16 protein-coding genes are annotated in these 18,742 nt (G+C 65.9%); 9 read left to right on the top strand and 7 right to left on the bottom strand.

All coding sequences use genetic code 11. The features are described 5' to 3' along the window. Nucleotides 1-18: 18 nt before the first annotated feature. Genes EN862_RS03700 through EN862_RS03685 form a run of 4 tightly spaced genes read left to right on the top strand, consistent with a single transcriptional unit; the run spans nucleotide 19 to nucleotide 6,865 of the window. Nucleotides 19-1,023 carry a MoxR family ATPase gene (locus EN862_RS03700; protein ID WP_095817269.1) on the top strand — a complete coding sequence of 335 codons (1,005 nt, stop codon included), beginning with the start codon at nucleotides 19-21 and terminating at the stop codon, nucleotides 1,021-1,023. Further along, nucleotides 1,023-1,958: a DUF58 domain-containing protein gene (locus tag EN862_RS03695; protein WP_127864491.1), complete on the top strand. Its 936-nt coding sequence runs from the start codon at nucleotides 1,023-1,025 to the stop codon at nucleotides 1,956-1,958. Before EN862_RS03700 ends, EN862_RS03695 begins: the two co-directional genes overlap by 1 nt. Then, nucleotides 1,955-4,774, top strand: a complete 2,820-nt coding sequence (locus EN862_RS03690; RefSeq protein ID WP_127864490.1) for a DUF4159 domain-containing protein — start codon at nucleotides 1,955-1,957, stop codon at nucleotides 4,772-4,774. Before EN862_RS03695 ends, EN862_RS03690 begins: the two co-directional genes overlap by 4 nt. 3 nt (nucleotides 4,775-4,777) lie before the next feature. Beyond that, on the top strand, nucleotides 4,778-6,865 hold the full coding sequence (locus tag EN862_RS03685; RefSeq protein WP_127864489.1) for a hypothetical protein: 2,088 nt from the start codon (nucleotides 4,778-4,780) through the stop codon (nucleotides 6,863-6,865). Nucleotides 6,866-7,032: 167 nt separating this feature from the next. Here the strand turns inward: EN862_RS03685 and clpS are convergent, their stop codons facing one another. The 4 genes from clpS to EN862_RS03665 form a co-directional block, all read right to left on the bottom strand. Next, nucleotides 7,033-7,338 (bottom strand): ATP-dependent Clp protease adapter ClpS, encoded by a 306-nt coding sequence (gene clpS / locus EN862_RS03680; RefSeq protein ID WP_095817265.1) that lies wholly within the window; start codon nucleotides 7,336-7,338, stop codon nucleotides 7,033-7,035. A 143-nt stretch (nucleotides 7,339-7,481) separates the two neighbouring features. After that, a complete protein-coding gene (locus tag EN862_RS03675; protein ID WP_127864488.1) occupies nucleotides 7,482-7,811 on the bottom strand; it encodes a hypothetical protein in 330 nt (109 codons plus the stop codon). Between the two features lie 151 nt (nucleotides 7,812-7,962). Further along, nucleotides 7,963-8,214 (bottom strand): hypothetical protein, encoded by a 252-nt coding sequence (locus EN862_RS03670; protein ID WP_127864487.1) that lies wholly within the window; start codon nucleotides 8,212-8,214, stop codon nucleotides 7,963-7,965. A gap of 37 nt (nucleotides 8,215-8,251) precedes the next feature. Then, the gene (locus tag EN862_RS03665; RefSeq protein WP_127864486.1) at nucleotides 8,252-8,557 is read right to left on the bottom strand and encodes a hypothetical protein; all 306 of its coding nucleotides are present in this window, start codon (nucleotides 8,555-8,557) and stop codon (nucleotides 8,252-8,254) included. A 237-nt stretch (nucleotides 8,558-8,794) separates the two neighbouring features. Between EN862_RS03665 and EN862_RS03660 the strand changes: the two genes are divergently transcribed. The 3 genes from EN862_RS03660 to EN862_RS03650 all read left to right on the top strand — a co-directional run bounded on the left by EN862_RS03660 (nucleotide 8,795) and on the right by EN862_RS03650 (nucleotide 11,386). Then, nucleotides 8,795-9,511 (top strand): response regulator transcription factor, encoded by a 717-nt coding sequence (locus EN862_RS03660; RefSeq protein WP_127864485.1) that lies wholly within the window; start codon nucleotides 8,795-8,797, stop codon nucleotides 9,509-9,511. Continuing rightward, nucleotides 9,508-10,917: an ATP-binding protein gene (locus EN862_RS03655; RefSeq protein ID WP_127864484.1), complete on the top strand. Its 1,410-nt coding sequence runs from the start codon at nucleotides 9,508-9,510 to the stop codon at nucleotides 10,915-10,917. The genes EN862_RS03660 and EN862_RS03655 overlap by 4 nt, the downstream gene beginning before the upstream one ends. A 94-nt stretch (nucleotides 10,918-11,011) precedes the next feature. Beyond that, nucleotides 11,012-11,386 carry a YciI family protein gene (locus tag EN862_RS03650; RefSeq protein ID WP_127864483.1) on the top strand — a complete coding sequence of 125 codons (375 nt, stop codon included), beginning with the start codon at nucleotides 11,012-11,014 and terminating at the stop codon, nucleotides 11,384-11,386. A 34-nt stretch (nucleotides 11,387-11,420) separates the two neighbouring features. On the opposite strand, the gene EN862_RS03645 is transcribed toward EN862_RS03650, so the two are convergent. Further along, a complete protein-coding gene (locus EN862_RS03645; RefSeq protein ID WP_127864482.1) occupies nucleotides 11,421-11,657 on the bottom strand; it encodes a hypothetical protein in 237 nt (78 codons plus the stop codon). 159 nt (nucleotides 11,658-11,816) lie between these two features. On the opposite strand from EN862_RS03645, the gene EN862_RS03640 reads away from it, so the two are divergent. Continuing rightward, complete coding sequence (locus EN862_RS03640; RefSeq protein ID WP_127864481.1) at nucleotides 11,817-13,829, top strand: BTAD domain-containing putative transcriptional regulator; 2,013 nt, start codon at nucleotides 11,817-11,819, stop codon at nucleotides 13,827-13,829. A 21-nt stretch (nucleotides 13,830-13,850) separates the two neighbouring features. Here the strand turns inward: EN862_RS03640 and EN862_RS03635 are convergent, their stop codons facing one another. Together EN862_RS03635 and EN862_RS03630 are read right to left on the bottom strand one after the other, a co-directional pair. Further along, nucleotides 13,851-15,332 carry an aspartate aminotransferase family protein gene (locus EN862_RS03635; protein ID WP_127864480.1) on the bottom strand — a complete coding sequence of 494 codons (1,482 nt, stop codon included), beginning with the start codon at nucleotides 15,330-15,332 and terminating at the stop codon, nucleotides 13,851-13,853. Nucleotides 15,333-15,413: 81 nt separating this feature from the next. Continuing rightward, the gene (locus EN862_RS03630; RefSeq protein WP_127864479.1) at nucleotides 15,414-16,499 is read right to left on the bottom strand and encodes a pyridoxal-phosphate dependent enzyme; all 1,086 of its coding nucleotides are present in this window, start codon (nucleotides 16,497-16,499) and stop codon (nucleotides 15,414-15,416) included. A gap of 170 nt (nucleotides 16,500-16,669) precedes the next feature. Here EN862_RS03630 and EN862_RS03625 point away from each other — a divergent pair, with 170 nt between their 5' ends. Next, the gene (locus EN862_RS03625) at nucleotides 16,670-18,742 is read left to right on the top strand and encodes a transcriptional regulator (RefSeq protein WP_245519492.1); all 2,073 of its coding nucleotides are present in this window, start codon (nucleotides 16,670-16,672) and stop codon (nucleotides 18,740-18,742) included.

Raw genomic sequence — 18,742 nt, 5'->3', positions numbered from 1 at the left:
CCACAAGGATCGAACGGCATGAGCGTGATGATCAAGGAAAGCCCGATCAGCGAGAAAGCGATGATCGAGGAGGCCGAAAAGGCGCTGGCCGATATCTCCAGGGTCCGCGACGCGGTCGGCCGGGTGATTTTTGGCCAGGAGGCTGTCGTCGAACGCACGCTGGTGGCGCTGCTGGCCGGCGGCCATGCGCTGCTGGTTGGCGTGCCTGGGCTTGCCAAGACCAAGCTGGTCGAGACGCTGGGCATCGTGCTCGGCCTCGATTCGCGCCGCGTCCAGTTCACCCCCGACCTGATGCCGTCAGACATCCTCGGCTCCGAGGTGATGGAGCAGGACGAGTTCGGCAAGCGCTCCTTCCGCTTCATTTCCGGGCCGATCTTCACGCAACTGCTGATGGCCGACGAGATCAACCGCGCCTCGCCGCGCACGCAATCGGCGCTGCTGCAGGCGATGCAGGAATACCACGTCACCATCGCCGGCGTCCGCCACGACCTGCCCTCGCCTTTCCATGTGCTGGCGACGCAGAACCCGCTGGAACAGGAAGGCACCTATCCGCTGCCCGAGGCTCAGCTCGACCGCTTCCTGATGCAGGTCGACATCCTTTATCCGGAGATCGATGCGGAGCGCCGCATCCTGCTCGAAACGACCGGCATCGACGAAGCCAAGGCCGACAAGGTGCTGCAGCCGGCGAGACTGAAGGAAATCCAGACGCTGATCCGCCGCATGCCTGTGCCGGAAAGCGTCGTCGAGGCGATCCTAAAGCTGGTGCGCTCGGCCCGGCCCGGCCAGGGCAATGCCGAGACCGACAAGCACGTCGCTTGGGGGCCAGGCCCGCGCGCCAGCCAGGCATTGACCCTGTGCGCCCGCGCCCGCGCCCTATATGATGGCAGGTTGGCGCCCTCGGTCGACGACGTTCGCGCGCTGGCCGAACCGGTGCTGCAGCACCGCATGGCGCTGACTTTCGCCGCCCGCGCCGAAGGCACTTCGGTGCGCGACGTGGTGGCGAAGCTGGCAAAAGGCATCTGATGGGTCGAATAGGCGAGGTCCAGGCACCGGTTGCGACGCGCGACGCGCTCGCCCGCGGCCGGTTGCGGGCTTCACTGGTGCCGGACCTGCTGGTCGAAGCGCGCCGTATCGTCAACACGGTGATCGCCGGCTGGCACGGCCGCCGCAAGCGCGGCATCGGCGAGAATTTCTGGCAGTTCCGGCCCTATGTCGAAGGCGATTCCTCGCGCATCGACTGGCGCCGCTCGGCCAGGGACGACCATACCTATGTGCGCGATCGCGAATGGGAAGCGGCGCACACCGTCTGGCTCTGGGCCGACCCCTCGCCTTCCATGCTCTACAAATCCGCCGGCGCCGGCGTTTCCAAGGAATCGCGCGCGCTGGTGCTGGCGCTCGCCTTGGCCGAGCTTTTGTCGCGCAGCGGCGAGCGCATCGCCTGGCCGGGCCTGACCGACCCGTTCACCGCCCGCAACGGCGCCGAGCGCATCGCCGCCCAGCTGAGCCATGCCGCCGCGCTGCCGGCCAAGCCCGACCTGTCGGCGATCCGCCGCTTCTGCGACATCGTGCTCGTCAGCGATTTCCTCGACCCGGTCGAGGAAACCATGGCGTGGCTCGACGTGCTCGCCCGCCACGGCGTGCGCGCGCATCTGATCGAGGTCGCCGACCCGGCCGAGGAAACCTTCCCCTATGCCGGCCGCACCGAGTTCACCGATCCGGAGACCGGCGACAAGCTGACCGCCGGCCGCGCCGAGATGCTGGCCGAGGAATATCGCCTGCTTTACCGGGCTCGCCGCGAGGAGCTGGCTGCCTGGTGCAAGCGTCTCGGCTGGAGCTACACCGTCAACCACACCGACCGCCTCGCCTCCGAAGCGCTGGTGCGCATCCACATGGCGCTGACCGTGGAAGGCGGTCATGCGGCGTCGATTGCCAATCGAGCCGGAAAGGCGGTCGCATGAGCTGGCTGCCGCTTTCCTTCGGGGCGCCGATGGTTCTGTGGGGCCTTTTGGCGCTGCCTGTGATCTGGTGGCTGCTCCGGCTCACCCCGCCCAAGCCGCAGACGGAAGTTTTCCCGCCGTTGAAAATCCTGGCCCGGGTCCTGAGGCGCGAGGAAACCCCGCAGCAAAGCCCGTGGTGGCTGACGCTGCTGCGGCTGCTTATGGCGGCGCTTGTCGTGATGGCGCTGGCCGAGCCGGTCTTCAATCCGCGCGAAAGGCTACCGGCGGAAGGTTCCGCCCTGGCGCTTGTCATCGACAACAGCTGGGCAAGCGCCGCCGACTGGGGCAAGCGCGTCGCCACCGCCGAGCGGCTGATCGCCGACGCCGGATCGAACGGCGTGCCGATCGTCATCGCCTTCACCGCCGAGAAGCCCAATGCCGAGATCGGCCCCTTCGATGCCTCGGCCGCGCTCGACCATCTGCGCGCCGCCAAGCCGCGGCCGGTTCCGACTGACCGTCCGGCCGTCTACGCCCGCGTCGCCGCCGCGCTGGAGCGCCTGCCCGGTGCCAGCGTTGCCGTGCTGGCCGATGGCCTTGCCGCCAAAGGCGACGACGCCGCGTTCAAGACGCTGCTCGAAAAGAACGCGAAGCGGCTGGTCTGGGCCACGTCCGACCGGCTCTCCCTGACCGGCCTGATTGGCACCGACAACCAGGTCGACGGCTTCGCCTTGACCGCCATCCGCGCGCCGGGCGACCCGGCGCCGGCGCAGGTCAGCGCCGGCGCCTTCGACGACAAGGGCCGCCGTATCGCCGATGCGACACTGACCTTTGCGCCCGGCGAAGCCACCGCCACGGCCACGATGGCGGTCCCCTTCGAACTGCGCAACGACTTCGCCTCGATCGCGCTCGACGGCGAGCATCAAGCCGGCGCCGTGCGGGTCCTGGACGAGAGCTCCAAACGCCGCCGCGTCGGCCTTCTGTCGCAGACCGAGGCCGACCAGGCGCAGCCGCTTCTGTCGCCGCTCTACTATATCCGCCGCGCCCTCCAGCCTTTTGCCGATCTGGTCGAGCCGTCGAGCGCCGACCTCGCCGACGCCATTCCGCAGCTTCTCGACCAGAAGCCGGCGATGATCATCATGGCCGATGTCGGCACCATCCCGGAGCAGGTCAAGCAGCGGCTGGTCGACTGGGTCGACAAGGGCGGCACCCTGGTGCGTTTTGCCGGACCTCGCCTTGCCGCGGCCGGCAATGACGATGACCTCCTGCCGGTCCGGCTGCGCAGCGGCGAGCGCGCGCTCGGCGGCGCGCTGTCCTGGACGACGCCGCAGGCGGTCACCGAATTCCCGAAGAACGGTCCCTTCGCCGACCTTTCCCCGCCCTCCGAGGTGACGGTCAGCCGGCAGGTTCTGGCCGAGCCGACGCCCGACATCGTCGAGCGCACCTGGGCCACGCTTGCCGACGGCACGCCGTTGGTGACGGGCATGAAAAAGGACAAGGGCACGCTGGTGCTCTTCCATGTCACGCCGGAGGCGACCTGGTCGAACCTGCCGATCTCCGGCACCTTTGTCGAGATGCTGCGGCGCGTCGTGCAGCTGTCGCGCAACCAGGGCGCGGCGATTGCCAATGCCGAAGCCACCGCCGCGTCGCTGGCACCCTACCGCATGATCGGCGCCGACGGCATGCTCACACCGCCCTCGCCCGATGCCCGGCCGCTGGTGCCCGGCTCCGGCCCGCTGCCGGTGACGCTGGAGAACCCGCCCGGCCTTTACGGCTCCGAGACGGGCGTCTTCGCGCATAATCTTCTCGATGCGTCGAGCACCTTTGCGCCGCTGGTCCGTCCGCAGGTTTCGCTACCGGTGAGCGCCATCCCCTATGCCTTCGACGAATCGGAGAACCTCAAGGGGCCGCTGGTCGCCGTCGCGCTCCTGCTGATGGCGCTCGACACCTTGGCCGTGTTCTGGATGGGCGGCCTATTGGCGCGCCGGCCGCGTCGCGCGGCCGTGGCGACCACAGCCGCTGTTCTGGTCGTGCTGGGCGGCCTCTTCGGCCACGCCGATTACGCCCGCGCCGACGATTCGAAGCCAGGCGACGCCCAGGCGATCGACGACATTTCGAAAACCCGCATCGCCTATGTCATCACCGGCGAGCCCGGCGTCGATTCGATCAGCCGCGCCGGCCTTGAAGGCCTCACCCGTTTCCTGATCGAGAAGACCGCGCTCGAGCCCGGCCCGCCGGCCGGCGTCGACATCGCCAAGGACGAGCTGTCCTTCTTTCCGCTGATCTATTGGCCGATCGACGCCTCGGCGCCGATGCCCAGCCAGGCGGCGATCGCCCGCATCGACGCCTATATGCAGCAGGGCGGCACGGTCCTGTTCGACACGCGCGACCAGTTCTCCAACGGCATCGGCGCCGGCTCGGCGAGCCCGGCGACCGAACGGCTGCGCGACATCCTCGCCAACCTCAACGTGCCGCCGCTGGAACCGGTGCCGTCGGACCACGTGCTGACCAAATCCTTCTTCATCCTTCCGGAGTTCCCTGGCCGCTTCAGCGGCAGCCCGCTCTGGGTCGAGGCCTCGCTCGACGCCAGCAACACCGAGAACCGACCCGTGCGCACCGGCGACGGTGTCTCGCCGATCATGATCACCGCCAATGATTTCGCCGGCGCCTGGGCGGTCGACGAGAACGGCGATCCGATGCTGCCGACCGTGCCGCCGGACCCGATGCAGCGCGTCTACGCGCTGCGCGCCGGCGTCAACATCATGATGTACATGCTGACCGGCAACTACAAATCCGATCAGGTGCATGTGCCCGTGCTGCTCGAACGGCTGGGGCAGTAGCTCATGAACTGGTCGGTCTCCTTCGAACCGCTCGTCTCCTGGCCGCTCTTCGGCCTGCTCTTCGTGCCGTTGCTTTTGCTGGCGCTGGTCGGCCTGTGGTTCCGCCAGCGCGGCTCGGCATTGCGTTGCATCGCGCTGCTCGCCCTTGCCGCGGCACTGCTCAACCCGGTGTTCCTCGCCGAGGAGCGCGAGGCGCTGAAGAGCGTCGTTGCGCTGATCGTCGACCGCAGCCAAAGCCAGGATATCGGCGACCGCACCAGGCAGACCGACGAGGCGCTGGCCGGGATGCAGGAGCGTCTCGGCCGCTTCAAGCAATTCGATGTCCGCGTAGTCGAGGCCGGCAAGTCGGAAGCCGCCGACGAACGCACCGAAACCAAGCTGTTCAGCGCGTTGGAGGGCACCTTCCGCGACGTGCCGCCGTCGCGCATCGGCGGCGCCATCATGATCACCGACGGCGAGGTACATGACGCACCCGGCGGAGCGCCGGAATTCAACGCGCCGCTGCATGCGCTGATCACCGGCAGCGAGCATGAGAAGGACCGCCGCATCCGTTTCGAGAACGCGCCGCGCTTCGCTCTTGTCGGCAAGCCGCTCGACATGACCTACCGCGTCATTTCGACGGAAGGCAACGGCGGCCCGGTGGATGTACGGGTCTCGGTCAATGGCGAGCAGGTCTCGGTCGAGCACGCGACCGTCGGCCAGCCGATGAAGCTCTCTGTCACCATTCCCAATGCCGGCCGCAACATCGTCCAGCTCGGCATCGACCGCGAGCCCGGCGAGCTGACGGACGCCAACAACCGGGCGATCGCCCTGGTCGACGGCATCCGCGAGAATCTGCGCGTGCTCCTGGTCTCCGGCGAGCCGCATGCCGGCGAGCGCACCTGGCGCAACCTTTTGAAGTCGGACGCGTCGGTCGATCTCGTCCACTTCACCATTCTGCGCCCGCCGGAAAAGCAGGACGGCACGCCGATCAACGAGCTGTCGCTGATCGCTTTCCCGACGCGCGAGCTGTTCGTCGAGAAGATCAAGGATTTCGACCTGATCATCTTCGACCGCTACCAGCACCGCGACGTGCTGCCGATCCTCTATTACGACTACATCTCCGAATATGTCGAAAAGGGCGGCGCGCTGCTGATTGCCGCCGGTCCCGAATATGCCGGCGAGAACTCCATCGCCCGCACGCCGCTCAACGCCGCGCTGCCGGCCATGCCGACAGGCGAGGTGGTGGACAAGGCCTTCTATCCGCGCCTGACCGATCTCGGCCAGCGCCATCCGGTGACGCGTGGGCTCGACGGCTCGGCAAGCGAGCCGCCGCATTGGAGCCGCTGGTTCCGCACCATCGGCGTTAAGAATCCGGAAGGCGAAGTGGTGATGAAAGGCGCCGACGACCGGCCTCTGCTCCTGCTCGACCGCAAGGGCGAAGGCCGCGTCGGCATGCTCTTGTCGGACCAGGGATGGCTGTGGGCGCGCGGTTTCGAAGGCGGCGGCCCGCATGTCCAGCTCTATCGGCGCATCGCCCATTGGCTGATGAAGGAACCGGAACTGGAAGAAGAACGGCTGACCGCCGACGGCCGCGGCATGGTGCTGGAGATCCGCCGCCAGACGATGAGCGACGATCCGGGTCCCGCGCAGGTGATCACGCCGTCCGGCAAGACGGTGACGGTGAAGCTCGATAAAGCCGAGCCCGGCATCTTCACCGGCAGCCTGCGGACCAGCGAGATCGGCCTTTACCAGATCGGCAATGGCGACTTGACCGCGCTTGCCCATGTTGGCCCGATCAACGCGCCGGAGTTCTCCGACGCGATCTCGACCGAGGATCGGCTGAAGGCACCGGCCGAAGCGACCGGCGGCAGCGTGCGGCGGCTGGCCCCGTCATCCACGCTCGGCAATCTCGCCGGCGGCGTGACGCTGCCCTCGATCGTGCCGGTCCGCTCCTCGGCGGCGGCCTCGGGTGACGACTGGATCGGCCTGCGCACCACCGACGACAGCACGCTCAAGGCCGTGTCGCGCGTGCCGCTGTTCGGCGGCTTCCTCGGCCTCGGCCTTTTGCTGCTCGCCATCGGCTCGATGTGGTATCGCGAGGGGCGATGAGTTCTTACCTCTCCCCTTGTGGGAGAGGTCGGATTGCCCCGATTTGTCTTTCACAAATCGGCTGGCAATCCGGGTGAGGGGTAAGCTTGGCGCCAAGCTGGAACACCCCTCATCGTCGCGTTCGGCGACACCTTCTCCCGCAAGGGGAGAAGGAAAAGCGCCCGCCGCTACTCTTCCGGCTCGACGGTGAACAGCAGCGGATAGCCCTTGGCCTTGCCGGCGTCGGTAGCCCGCGTCGCCTTGGTTTCGGCGACATCCTTGGTGAACACCGCAACCACGCAGACGCCGCGCGTATGCGCCGTGATCATCACACGATGCGCCTGGTCCTCGCTGAGCTTGAATTCGCCCTTGAGCACGGTCACCACGAACTCACGCGGCGTGAAATCGTCATTGATCAGGATGACCTTGTAGAGCTTCGGCCGCTCTGTTTTCGGCTGTGTCTTGGTGCGCGGTTTGAGGACTGTTTCAGGCATCGGCATCCGCCAGTTGGGAACCAAAGCAATTCCAGGAAGAGTGCTCGCGGTTCTCCGTCCGCAATTGTGCAGAGCTTTAACCCATTTGCCGCCGTGGTGGCGGGCGAGCGCTCGGCCTTATGTGGGAGAGCGTTGGTTGCGGTTCAACGGCCCTGCCGGCGCATTGTTGTGCCGGACCTGCCCGAGCCGCCATCATTCGTGCGGGAACCGCGCTCCATGAATGCCGTGATCATCCAGGCGGCGAAGCCGACCAGGGTTATGCCGGTCAGCACGATCAGGACCCAGGACTGCGTCGGCGTGATGTAGTCGAAGCTTGAGGAGATCAGCGGAGCGAACAGCTCGGGCTCGGTCCTGCCGCTGGCGGGATCCGGCACGGGGCTTGCGGTAAAGATGATCAACGATCGCACGGCCGCGGTGACGATCAGGCCGCCGAGTGTCAGCGAACGCATCCGGGACGAAAACCGCTTCTTCATGCGGATTGTCCTACAGCACCGGCGTTGCAATCAGGTTAAGGATCGGAACGGGCGCGGCGGAAGCTGCCGATGTCACGCTTCGCCCGCCGGAAGACCGCTCCAGCCGAAACCGGCCGGAGCGGTCTTGAAAGATCAGGACTGAAAGCCTGGATTACGACTTCTTCGCCGGAGCCTTCTTGGCCTTCTTGACCGGGCACTTGTGCGTCTTGGTCACTTTGCAGGTCTTCTTGGCGGCAACCTTCTTCGGAGCAGCCTTCGCCGGAGCCATGGCGGCCGGAGCGGTCGTGGTCGTGGTGCTGGCAGCCGGAGCAGCGGTCGTCGTGGCGGCGGCATTGCCGAGAGCCGGCATCGCGAAAGCGAGAGCAACACCGAGGCCGAGGACGGAGAGGATGGACTTCTTCATGGCTTCATTTTCCTTTTTCTTGCGGTCTAGGTGAGCGTCACTGAGCGGGATCGATCGGTGTCACTCCAAGCAGCTTCAAAGCGTTTGCGAGCATCCGGATTCCCTGTGCCTGCTTCTTGTTGGCGCAGAACCGGTTTCCCTTTCTTTGCAGTGCTTTCGCCGCGGTGACCTGCGTTGCCGCGGCATGGGTTTCGAGGGCTTCGTCAACCTGACGGCTCAGATTGGTGCAGCGCTCGGTCCGGGTGAGCGGTGGCGCGACCTTTGCGGTTGAGGCGCCGGCCGCGGCGGTGATGAGCGATATGCTGAGCAAAGCACCCATCACGCTGATCCAGAACCTCTGCATTGGTCTCGTCCGTTACTCCGGAAACTTGCGTCGCAGCCGATGACCTGACCGCCACGGCACCGGTTATGACCTTGAAATTTTTCACCAGTTTTTCTCGACTGTAGAATTTTGTTTCTGGATTGTTTCTGGGAATCCGGCTGGGGCGCCGATCGCGACCTCTGGCCAAGATGTGGCCCGAATTCTATCGTGTGAGAGATCGCCGAAGGGACGCCGGGCTAACAGAATCATAGGTTTCGAGTGAAATCGGACGCACACATACTGATCGTCGACGATGACAAGGGCATACGCGACCTGCTGCAGGAGTTTTTCCAGAAGCGCGGGCTGCACACCACGGTGGCCGGCGACGGCACCGAGATGGAGGCGGTCCTGCGCCGCACGCCGGTGGACCTGATCGTTCTCGACGTGATGCTGCCCGGAAAGAGCGGACTCGAGCTTTGCCGCGAGATCCGTGCCAACTACACCACGCCGATCATCATGCTGACCGCGGTCACCGAGACGACCGACCGTGTTGTGGGTCTCGAAATGGGCGCCGACGACTATGTGCCCAAGCCCTTCGATCCGCGCGAGCTCCTGGCCCGCATCCGCGCCGTGCTCAGACGCAACGGCAGCGCCGAGCCGCGCCGCCCCGTCGCCAAGCAGATATATCGCTTCGCCGGCTGGACGATGGACTGCGCGCGGCGGCGCCTGACGGCGCCCGACGACGTCCGCGTGGAGCTGACCATGGCCGAGTTCAACCTGCTGCAGACCTTCGTCAAGAGCGCGCAGCGCGTGCTTACCCGCGAACAGCTGATCGAGCTTTCCGGCGGCGACACCGGCTACAGCTTCGACCGCAGCGTCGACATTCTGGTGAGCCGGCTGCGCCGCAAGATGGAGGACGATCCGAAGACGCCGAAATTGATCCTGACGGTGCGCAGCGGCGGCTATCAGTTCCTGCCCGAGACAACGTCCGAATGAGACGCTTCCTGCCGCAGACCCTGCCTGCCTGGGTGCTGCTCATCGTCATTGCCGGCCTCATGCTCAGCCAGGTGGCGACGCTTTACATCGTGGCGCGTGACCGCGCTGCGGCCAACAGTGTCGTCGATCTCTACCGGTTGAACGACCGCGCCTATTCGCTCGTGCAACTGATGCATGACGCCACGCCCGAAGAGCGCAAGGCGACCGCGTCGGGCCTGTTCAACTCGACCTATGCGCTGACGGTTTCGGACACGCCCGCCGTCACCTCCTCGATCGCCGGCGATGATCAACTGGCCGAGTTGGAGGACATCCTGGTCGGGCGCCTGTCGAAATTCGGCATCACCGACGCGCGCGTGCGGCGCGATCCGGCCACCCAGGAGGCCGACGTCCCGGACGGTCAGGCGGTGAACAAGGATGTCGGCCAGGTCGAGCGCGACCTTCTGGTCCTGGCCGCGGATTTCGCGCAGAGCGACAAGCTGACGGCGTCGTTGCGTTTTTCCGACGGGCAGTGGTTGAATTTCACGGAACCGATCACGCCGGCGGGGCCGATTCTGAGCCTCGACAGCCTGCCGCTCTACTCGCTGATCGCCGGTCTGATCGTCATCATGTCGATCTGGTCGCTGCGCCGGCTGACCGCGCCCTACCGGATAATGGAAACGGCGGTGACGCGGATCGGCAACGACCTAAAAAGCCCGCCGATCTCCGAGAGCGGCAGTCGCGAGATCCGCGCCGCGGCAAAGGCGATCAACGCCATGCAGATGCGGCTGCGCGATTATGTCGAGGACCGCGAGCACCTTGCCGCGGCGTTGGCTCATGACCTGCGCACGCCGCTGACCCGCATGCGGCTCCGCCTCGAACTGTTGCGCAGGTCGCCCGCGCGAGATGCGCTTGCGCACGACCTCGCCGACATCGAAAGCATCGCCAGCTCCGTCATCGACTTCGCCAAATTCGAGGTGACCGAGGAAAAGGCCGAGCGGATCGATTTCTGGTCGTTGGTGGAATCGGTCGCGGACTCTTTCGAGGACGCATCCTTCGACGAGGATGCCACACCTTCGCGCGGCCTGATCTGCATCGCGCGGCCGGTGGCGCTGCGCCGCTGCATCACCAATCTCATCCAGAACGCGGTGATCTACGGCAAGAAAGCGCATCTCGGCGTGCGGCGAACAGGCGACACGATCACGCTCTCGATCCGAGACGAAGGCCCCGGCATCCCGCAAGCGAAGCTGGACGCGGTGTTCGGCTCCTTCGTGCGGCTGGAGGAATCGCGCAACCGCACAACCGGCGGCCTCGGCCTCGGCCTCACCATCGCCCGCAACATCGCCCGCGGCGCCGGTGGGGAGGTCGATCTTTCCAACCATCCGGGCGGCGGCTTGCTGACCGAACTGCGGCTGCCCGTGGCAGCTTGAGTCAGCAGGCGGCTTGCTGGTCCCAATTCCCCACTGGATCGGCCGGCTCTTCCTTGTGATAGTGCCGCCCCTCCCGGCGATGAGGAACCGCATCATGTTCTACGCTATCCTTGCCTATCACGTCGAAGACACTGTCCAGTCCTGGACGCCCGACGAGGATGCGGCGCTGATGAAGGACCTGCTCGAGGTCAACGACAGGCTGACCCGAGCGGGCAAGCTCGGCCCGGCTGCCAGGCTCGGCGCGACGGCCAAGGCCGTGACGCTGCGCGGCCCGGGCGACGGCATGGTGATCGACGGTCCCTTCGCCGAAACCAAGGAGCAACTGCTCGGCCTCTACGTCCTCGACTGCGCGAACCAGGATGAAGCGATCGCCGCCGCGCGAGACCTCAAGCGCGTCAACCCAAGCGCCGTCTACGAGATCCGGCCGATCATGCTCTATCTGCCCGGCGCAACGCTGGCGGCCGGTTGAGATCTTTTCCCGCCGCCGCCCACTCGCGAGCGGTTCACTGGCGCGCGCGATGCCTGATGATGCGGTCGCGGGCCGCGACATCGGCAGGAGCCTCATCGACCGGGTAGCCGAAATCCTTCAGTTCCGAAATCGACAGGCCGGCCAAAGCCCGGCGCTGCCTTGCATCCTGATATCGATGCTGGAGCCCAGCGAAGACCATCGCGATGTTGGTGGCAAGCGTGCCGGCAAAGCGGGTGGTGGGCTGGAAGGCTCTGATGCTGATATACGCCATTGCCATTCTCCTTCGTTCGAATTTACGAGGCAATGTCCCATCGACGCGCTTGGCCAATGTTCATCCAGGCGTGAAAGCGCGGCAAAAACCGCGCTAAATCGGCGTTAAGTCGGCTGCAGGACGTGATATTCTGCCCATGGCTGTTTCACGGGGGCTGGGGTGCATATCCGGTTGCTTGGCGGCATCGAGGTTGTCTCCGCGGGCGGGCAACCTCTGCACTTCGCGACGCGCAAGACGTCGCTGCTCTTTGCCGCCCTCGTTCTGGCCGGCCCCAAGGGCCTTCGCCGCGACAGGGTCGCCGCGATGCTGTGGGCTGGCAGTGGCGAGCAGCAGGCGCGAAACAGCTTGCGTCAGGCTCTCGTCGACATAAGGCGGCTGTTTCCCTCCACGGGGGACGAGGCCATTCGCATCGAAGGCAATGCCGACACAATCTGGCTGGCGGCGAATGCCGACGAGGCCGACATCTGGATTTTCGACCGGGGGTGCCGGGCCGATGACGGCGCGAGCCTAGCGGCAGCGGCTGACCTCTACCGGAGCGAACTCCTCGACGGGCAGTCGTCCCCCGGCGAGATTGACGACTGGCTCGCGCCGCTTCGCGCGAACTATACTCGTAAGGCGCTGGATCTGGTCGAGCGGCTAAGCCTCTTGCCGGAGCTGGGTCCGCGCGAGGAAGAGGTCTGCAAAGCATTGGCCGAAAGATTAGTGGCGCTCGATCCATGTGCCGAGCAGGCTCATCGCGCCCTCATTCGCATCTTCCGCCGCCGCGGCAAGACCAACGATGCCTTCCGGCAGTTCCTGGCCTGCAAGGAAGCGCTAAAGCGCGAGTTCGACGTCGAACCCGAAGAGGCGACGCGGGCGCTGGTCGAACGGATCGAGGCGACCGCGGAGCTGGGGGAGCCCGCAGCCGATCGCGGGCCGCCTCAGGCCGAACTGTCTCTCCTCGAAGCCAAGGCGGCACGTCCTGCCGTCTCTGTGCCGGAAAAACCGTCGATCGCTGTCCTGCCGTTCCAGAACATGAGTGGCGACGCCGAGCAGGAATATTTCACTGACGGCGTTGTCGAGGAGATCACGACGGCGCTGTCGCATGTGAATTGGCTGTTCGTGATCGCGCGAAATTCCGCCTTCGCCTATAAGGGCCAGGCGGTCGACGTCACGCGCGTCGCGCGCGAACTCGGGGTGCGCTACGTGCTGGAGGGCAGCGTCCGCAGGGCCGGCAGCCGGCTGCGCGTGGCAGGCCAACTCGTCGAGGCAGCGGCCGGGGTGACTCTGTGGGCAGACCGGTTCGAAGGTGACGTTTCGGAGGTGTTCGAACTGCAGGACCTCGTCGCCTCCCGCGTCATCGGCGCGATTTCGCCCCGGCTCGAACAGGCCGAGATGGCACGCGCCAAGCGCAAGCCCACCGAAAGTCTCGACGCTTACGACCACTATCTGCGCGGCATGGCCAGCCTCTACCGATGGACGCGGGAGGGGTTGGAAGAAGCGCTGCCACAATTCTACAAGGCCATCGAGCTCGATCCCGATTTTGCCGCCGCACAGGGCGCAACCGCCTGGTGCTATTTCTGGCGGATGGCGAACGGCTGGATGACCGACAGACAGAAAGAGACGGCCGAGGTCTCCCGGCTGGTCGGCAACGTCGCCATTGCCGGCCAGGACGACGCGGTTGCGCTGGCCTTTGGCGGCCTGGCGCTGGGCTATGTCATCGGCGATTACGAGGCCGGCTCGTCACTGGCCGATCGTGCGCTCGCGCTAAACCCGAACTGTGCCGCGGCCTGGAGCGCCAGCGGTTGCCTCAAGGCTTGCCACGACGATCCGGACATCGCCATCGAGCACCTGTCGCGGGCAAGACGGCTGAGTCCGCTCGATCCGCTGACCTTCTTCATGCAGACCTGCACCGCCTTCGCCCATTTCGTGGCCGGCCGCTACGACGTCGCGTGGCCACTCGCGGAGGCGGCATCGCGCACGCAGCCATATTATCTCACCGGCCTGCGAGTCGCGGCCGCCAGCAATGCCATGGCCGGCAGGCTGGATGCCGCGAGCAAGCATATCGCGCGCTCGCTGGCGCTCGACCCCGAACTGACGCTTGCCAACCTCACACACGTGGCGGGGCATATCAGGCCGGCCTATTTCGTCAAATATTTCGAGGCCCTGCGGTTGGCCGGCCTGCCCGAATGACAAGCCGTGGCCGTGTGCTTTCTAGGCCTGTGACATGGTCGCTTCGATTTCTCTTCCAACACGAAGCATCTCGCGCACCAGCAGGTCGAGATCGTCGCGGCGCGTGCGGTGATTGGCGATCGCCACCCTCAGGCAGTGCCGGCCGTGTACGGTGGTGTCGGACAGAGCCGCGATCCCCTCTTCCTGCAGTCTCAGCATGATCTCGGTGTTGAACGCCTTGAGCCGCTCTTCGGACCCGCCATGAAGCCGGTGTCGGAAGCTGACGATGTTGATGGTGGTCGGCGCCATCAGCTCGAGCGCCGGCTCCGCTTCGATCAGCCCGGTGAGGCAGCGGGCCTGGGCGATGTTCTGGTCGATCAGCCGGCCGAACTTTTCGACGCCATGCTCCTTCAGAGCCATCCAGATTTTTAGCGCGCGGAAGCCACGCGAGGTCTGCAGCCCGTAGTCGTGCAGCCACTCTCCGGAGGCAAGGCCGCGCGGCGCCGATTCCAGATATTCCGGCGTGACGGCAAAAGTGTTGCGGTGCTGGGATGCGTCCCGCACCAGCGCGCAGCCGGCCTCGAACGGTGCATGCAGCCATTTGTGCGGATCGAGCGCGATCGAGTCCGCTCGGTCGATGCCGGCCACGAGCGACTTGTTCTCGGGCGCGATTGCGATCAGCGCGCCGATGCAGCCGTCGACATGGAACCAGAGGTCTTCTTCGGCCGCGACTTCCGCCAGCGCCTGAAGATCATCGATCGCGCCTGTGTTGACGGTGCCGGCGGTGCCGATCACGCAGGCCGGCTTGAAGCCCGCCTCTCTATCTTCGGCGATTGCCGCCTTCAGCGCCGCGATATCGACGCGAAGGCCCGCATCGGTCGGTATCCGCCGCAGCGCCCGGTTGCCGAGACCAAGCGCCTCCATGCCCTTGCGGTGGCAGGAATGGACCTGGTCCGAGGCGTAATAGCGCAGTGGCTTGGGCATTGCGCCGACGCCACGCTCGCGCACGTCGACGCCCGCTTTGACGTTGCGCGCCACCGTCAGCCCGATGATGTTGGCCATTGAGCCGCCGCTGACCAGCGTCCCGCTCGCCGAGGCCGGAAAGCCCACCATCTCCTTCAGCCAGTTGACCACCTGGCTGTCCATCAGCCCGGCAGCATGGTTGCCGCCGCCGAGATTTGAGCCCTGGATCGCCGCCAGGAAATCGCCGAGCGCGCCGGTGAAGTTGCTGGATCCCATATACCAGGCCCAGAAGCGCGGATGGATGTTGCCCATCGGATAGGCCATGACGTTGCGGGCGACATCGTCATAGACCGCGCTCACCGGCGCCGGTGAGCGCGGTATCGGCGCATCAAAGAACGCGCGCACCTCGTCCGGCATCTCGCGCCAGACCGGACGCTCACGCACATCCTTGAGATAGGCGATGGCGTCGTCGAGGATCCGGTGCGACAGAGTCCCCATACCGGCCCAGTCCGGTGGATCGAGCGTCTCGTCCGCGACCGCCGTCTCCTGAAAGCTGTCCATTCTTATCTCCCGTCGGCATGTGGATAATATAGGCAAGATGGCAACGCCGCCGTTCGAACGGCGGTGTCGCGAAATCCATCTTCAGGCGTCGAACTGGCAGCTCGGCGTCGATCGCGAGAGCGCGGTTTCCTCGGCGTCCATCTCGGCCTCGATGCCGTCGAAGAGCGGCGTCGACATGTAGCGTTCGCCGGTATCGGGCAGCATGCACAGGATCACCGAGCCGGCCGGGGCCTTGCCGGCGATCTGGCGCGCCACGGCGAAGGTGGCGCCACCGGAAATGCCGGTGAAGATGCCTTCCTGCTGCGCCAGCGCCTTCGCCCATTTGATGCCTTCGGGACCGGGGATCGGCACCACCTCGTCATAGTAGCGCTGGTCGATCGCTTCCTGCAGGACATTGGGGATGAAGTCCGGCGTCCAGCCCTGGATCGGATGCGGCTCGAAAGCCGGATGGCTGGCTGCCGGCGCCCCACCGGCGCCGCGCTCTTGGGCCTTGCCGCTGCCGATCAGCTGCGCGTTCGCCGGCTCGGCAAGGACGATCCTGACTTCCGGCCGTTCCTGGCGCAGGACCCGGCCGACGCCGGTCACCGTGCCGCCGGTACCGTAGCCGGTGACAAGGACGTCGAGCCTCGAACCGGCGAAATCGTTGATGATCTCGCGGCCCGTGGTCGCCTCGTGGATAGCGGCATTGGCCTCGGTCTCGAACTGGCGCGCCAGGAACCAGCCATTGGCCTCGGCAAGCTCGACCGCCTTCTTGTACATGCCGAAACCCTTCTGGGCGCGCGGCGTCAGCACCACCTTGGCGCCCAGCATGCGCATCAGCTTGCGGCGCTCGATGGAGAAGCTGTCGGCCATCGTCACCACCAGCGGGTAGCCCTTCTGCGCGCAGACCATGGCAAGACCGATACCGGTGTTGCCGCTAGTCGCCTCGACCACGGTCTGGCCGGGCTTGAGCTTACCGCTGCGCTCGCCTTCCTCGATGATGTTGAGCGCCAGCCGGTCCTTCACCGAGGCCGCCGGGTTGAAGAACTCGGCCTTGACATAGATCGTCGCATGACCCGGACCGAGATTGTTGATGCGGATGACCGGCGTGTCGCCGACCGTGTCGAGAATGCTGTCGAACAGCCGGCCGCGGCCGGCCGTGGTCCTGATTTTCAATTGATGCAGCATGGGCTTTCTCCTCGAAATCTCACATGCCGGTTACAAACCGGCGGCTTGGGCGGCGCGGTTTCGACACCTTGCCGCGTTATTTGCATGTGACTTGCCGGCAAATCGGCAAAGGCCGCATCCGGCTCGAAAATTCGCCGCCGGATGCGCCCTGTCGTGTTTGGTGATAGAACATGGACCAACTCGTCAGCGTGGGAGCGAGCGTGGAAACGGACGTGGAATCCGTTCGGCCGGCCCTGAAAGGCGATGCCGCCGGCCTGTCGATCCGGTTGCTCGGACCGCTGGCGATTATCCGCGACGACGTTCCGGTCGCGCTGCCCTCATCCCGCAAATTACGCGCGCTGCTCGCCTATCTGGCGCTGGCCCCCCACCCCGTCAGCCGCAGCCGGCTCTGCGAGCTTCTATGGGACGTCCCCAACGACCCGCGCGGCGAGCTGCGCTGGTGCCTGAGCAAGCTGCGTGCCGCGCTCGACGAACCGGGCCTGCACCGCATCGAAACCGAAGGCGACACTGTGGCGCTTCGCCTCGGCGATACGAGCGTCGATGCGATCGAGGCTGCTGCCGCGATAGCGGAAGGGATCGAGACGCTTGGCCTCGACCGCCTGCGGACGCTTGCGGAATTGTTCGCCGGCGACTTTCTCGACGGGCTGGAGGTCGATCGCAGCCCGCATTTCGGCAGCTGGCTGACGGCGCAGCGCCGCCGTTTTAGCGCATGCCATGTCGCGGTCCTGGAGCACATCATCGGCCTTCTCCCGCCCGGAGCCGATGAGGCCGGCGCCTGTATCGACAAATGGTTGGAGCTCGCGCCGTTCGACGGGCGCGCGCATGTGGCGCTGCTGGAAAATCTGGCCCACCGCCGGCAATTCGGCGCCGGCGAGGAGCACATTGCGACAGCAGCGGAGCTGTTTCGTTCGGAAGATCTGGATTTCACGCCGTTGCGCGAGGCCTGGCAGGAGATAAGAGCCCGCAATGCCAGGGCAACGCCAGGCACCAGATCCGAGCCTGCTTCCCCGTTCCCGGTATCGCCAGTCGCCGCGATCGAGCCCGAATCCGCGGCGACACGCCGAGCTTCGCTCGCCGTGATGCCTTTTGCGGAGAGCGCCGGCACCGGCGGCTTCCGCGGCGGGCTTGCCGACGGCCTCACGCATGACATCATCACGCGGCTTGCCAAGCTTCGCGATTTCTTCGTCATCGCCCGCGGCTCGGTCTTCGCGCTCGCCGAAAAGAACGTCGCGCCGGAAGACGCCGGGCGCAGGCTGAATGTCGATTATGTCGCGACAGGCTCGGCGCGGAGCCTGCCGGGCCGTTTCGTCGTGTCGGTCGAGCTTGTCGAGGTGCGCACGGCAAGGATCGTCTGGGCCGAGACGTTCGAGCACAAGCCCGACGACATCTTCATCGTCATCGAGGATATCGGCAACAGCATCGTTTCCTCCATCGCCGCGGAGATCGCGACGGTGGAGCGCAACCGCGCATTGCTGAAGGCGCCCAATTCGCTCAACGCCTGGGAGGCCTACCATCGCGGCCTCTGGCACATGTATCGCTTCACCCGCCAGGAAAACGAGCTGGCGCAGCATTTCTTCGGCGAGGCGCTGAAGCTCGATCCCACTTTCGCGCGCGCCTATGCCGGCATGTCCTTCACCCACTGGCAGAACGCTTTCCAACGCTGGGGCGACCGCGATCGCGAGACAGCGCTTGCCTTCGAAAGCGCCGGCCAGAGCCTGCTGGTGGACGATCGCAACCCCGCCGCCCACTGGGCAATGGGCCGAGCGCTGTGGCTGCGCGGCGAACAGGACGGCGCGCTGCTGGAACTGGCGAGCGCCGTCGACCTCAGCCCCAATTTCGCGCTTGGTCACTACGCGCTGTCCTTCGTCCATTCTCAGTCGGGCGACCCGCAATCGGCGATCGGCTCATCCGACCATTCGCGTCACCTCAGCCCCTTCGATCCGCTGCTGTTCGGCATGATGGGCGCACGCGCCATGGCCCACGCGCGGCTCGGCGAATTCGAAGCGGCGGCCGAATGGGCGCTGAAGGCAGCCGCGAGGCCAAACGCCCATGTCATCATCCTGGCGATCGCCGCGCATTGCCTGGCGCTGGCTGGCCGGCAGGACGAGGCGAGGACCTTCGCCGCCACGATCCGCAGCACCTTGCCGAACTATCGCGCCGACGATTTCATCGCCACCTTCCGCTTCGACCGGGACGGGGAAGCTCTGTTTCGCAACGGCGCCAAGCTGATCGGGCTGAATTAG

Origin of the sequence: Mesorhizobium sp. M2E.F.Ca.ET.219.01.1.1 (genome assembly GCF_004016445.2) — a bacterium.
In the GTDB taxonomy this organism is placed as follows: domain Bacteria; phylum Pseudomonadota; class Alphaproteobacteria; order Rhizobiales; family Rhizobiaceae; genus Mesorhizobium.
Note: the sequence above shows the minus strand (reverse complement) of the source record. Positions and strands in the feature narration are given on the sequence as shown.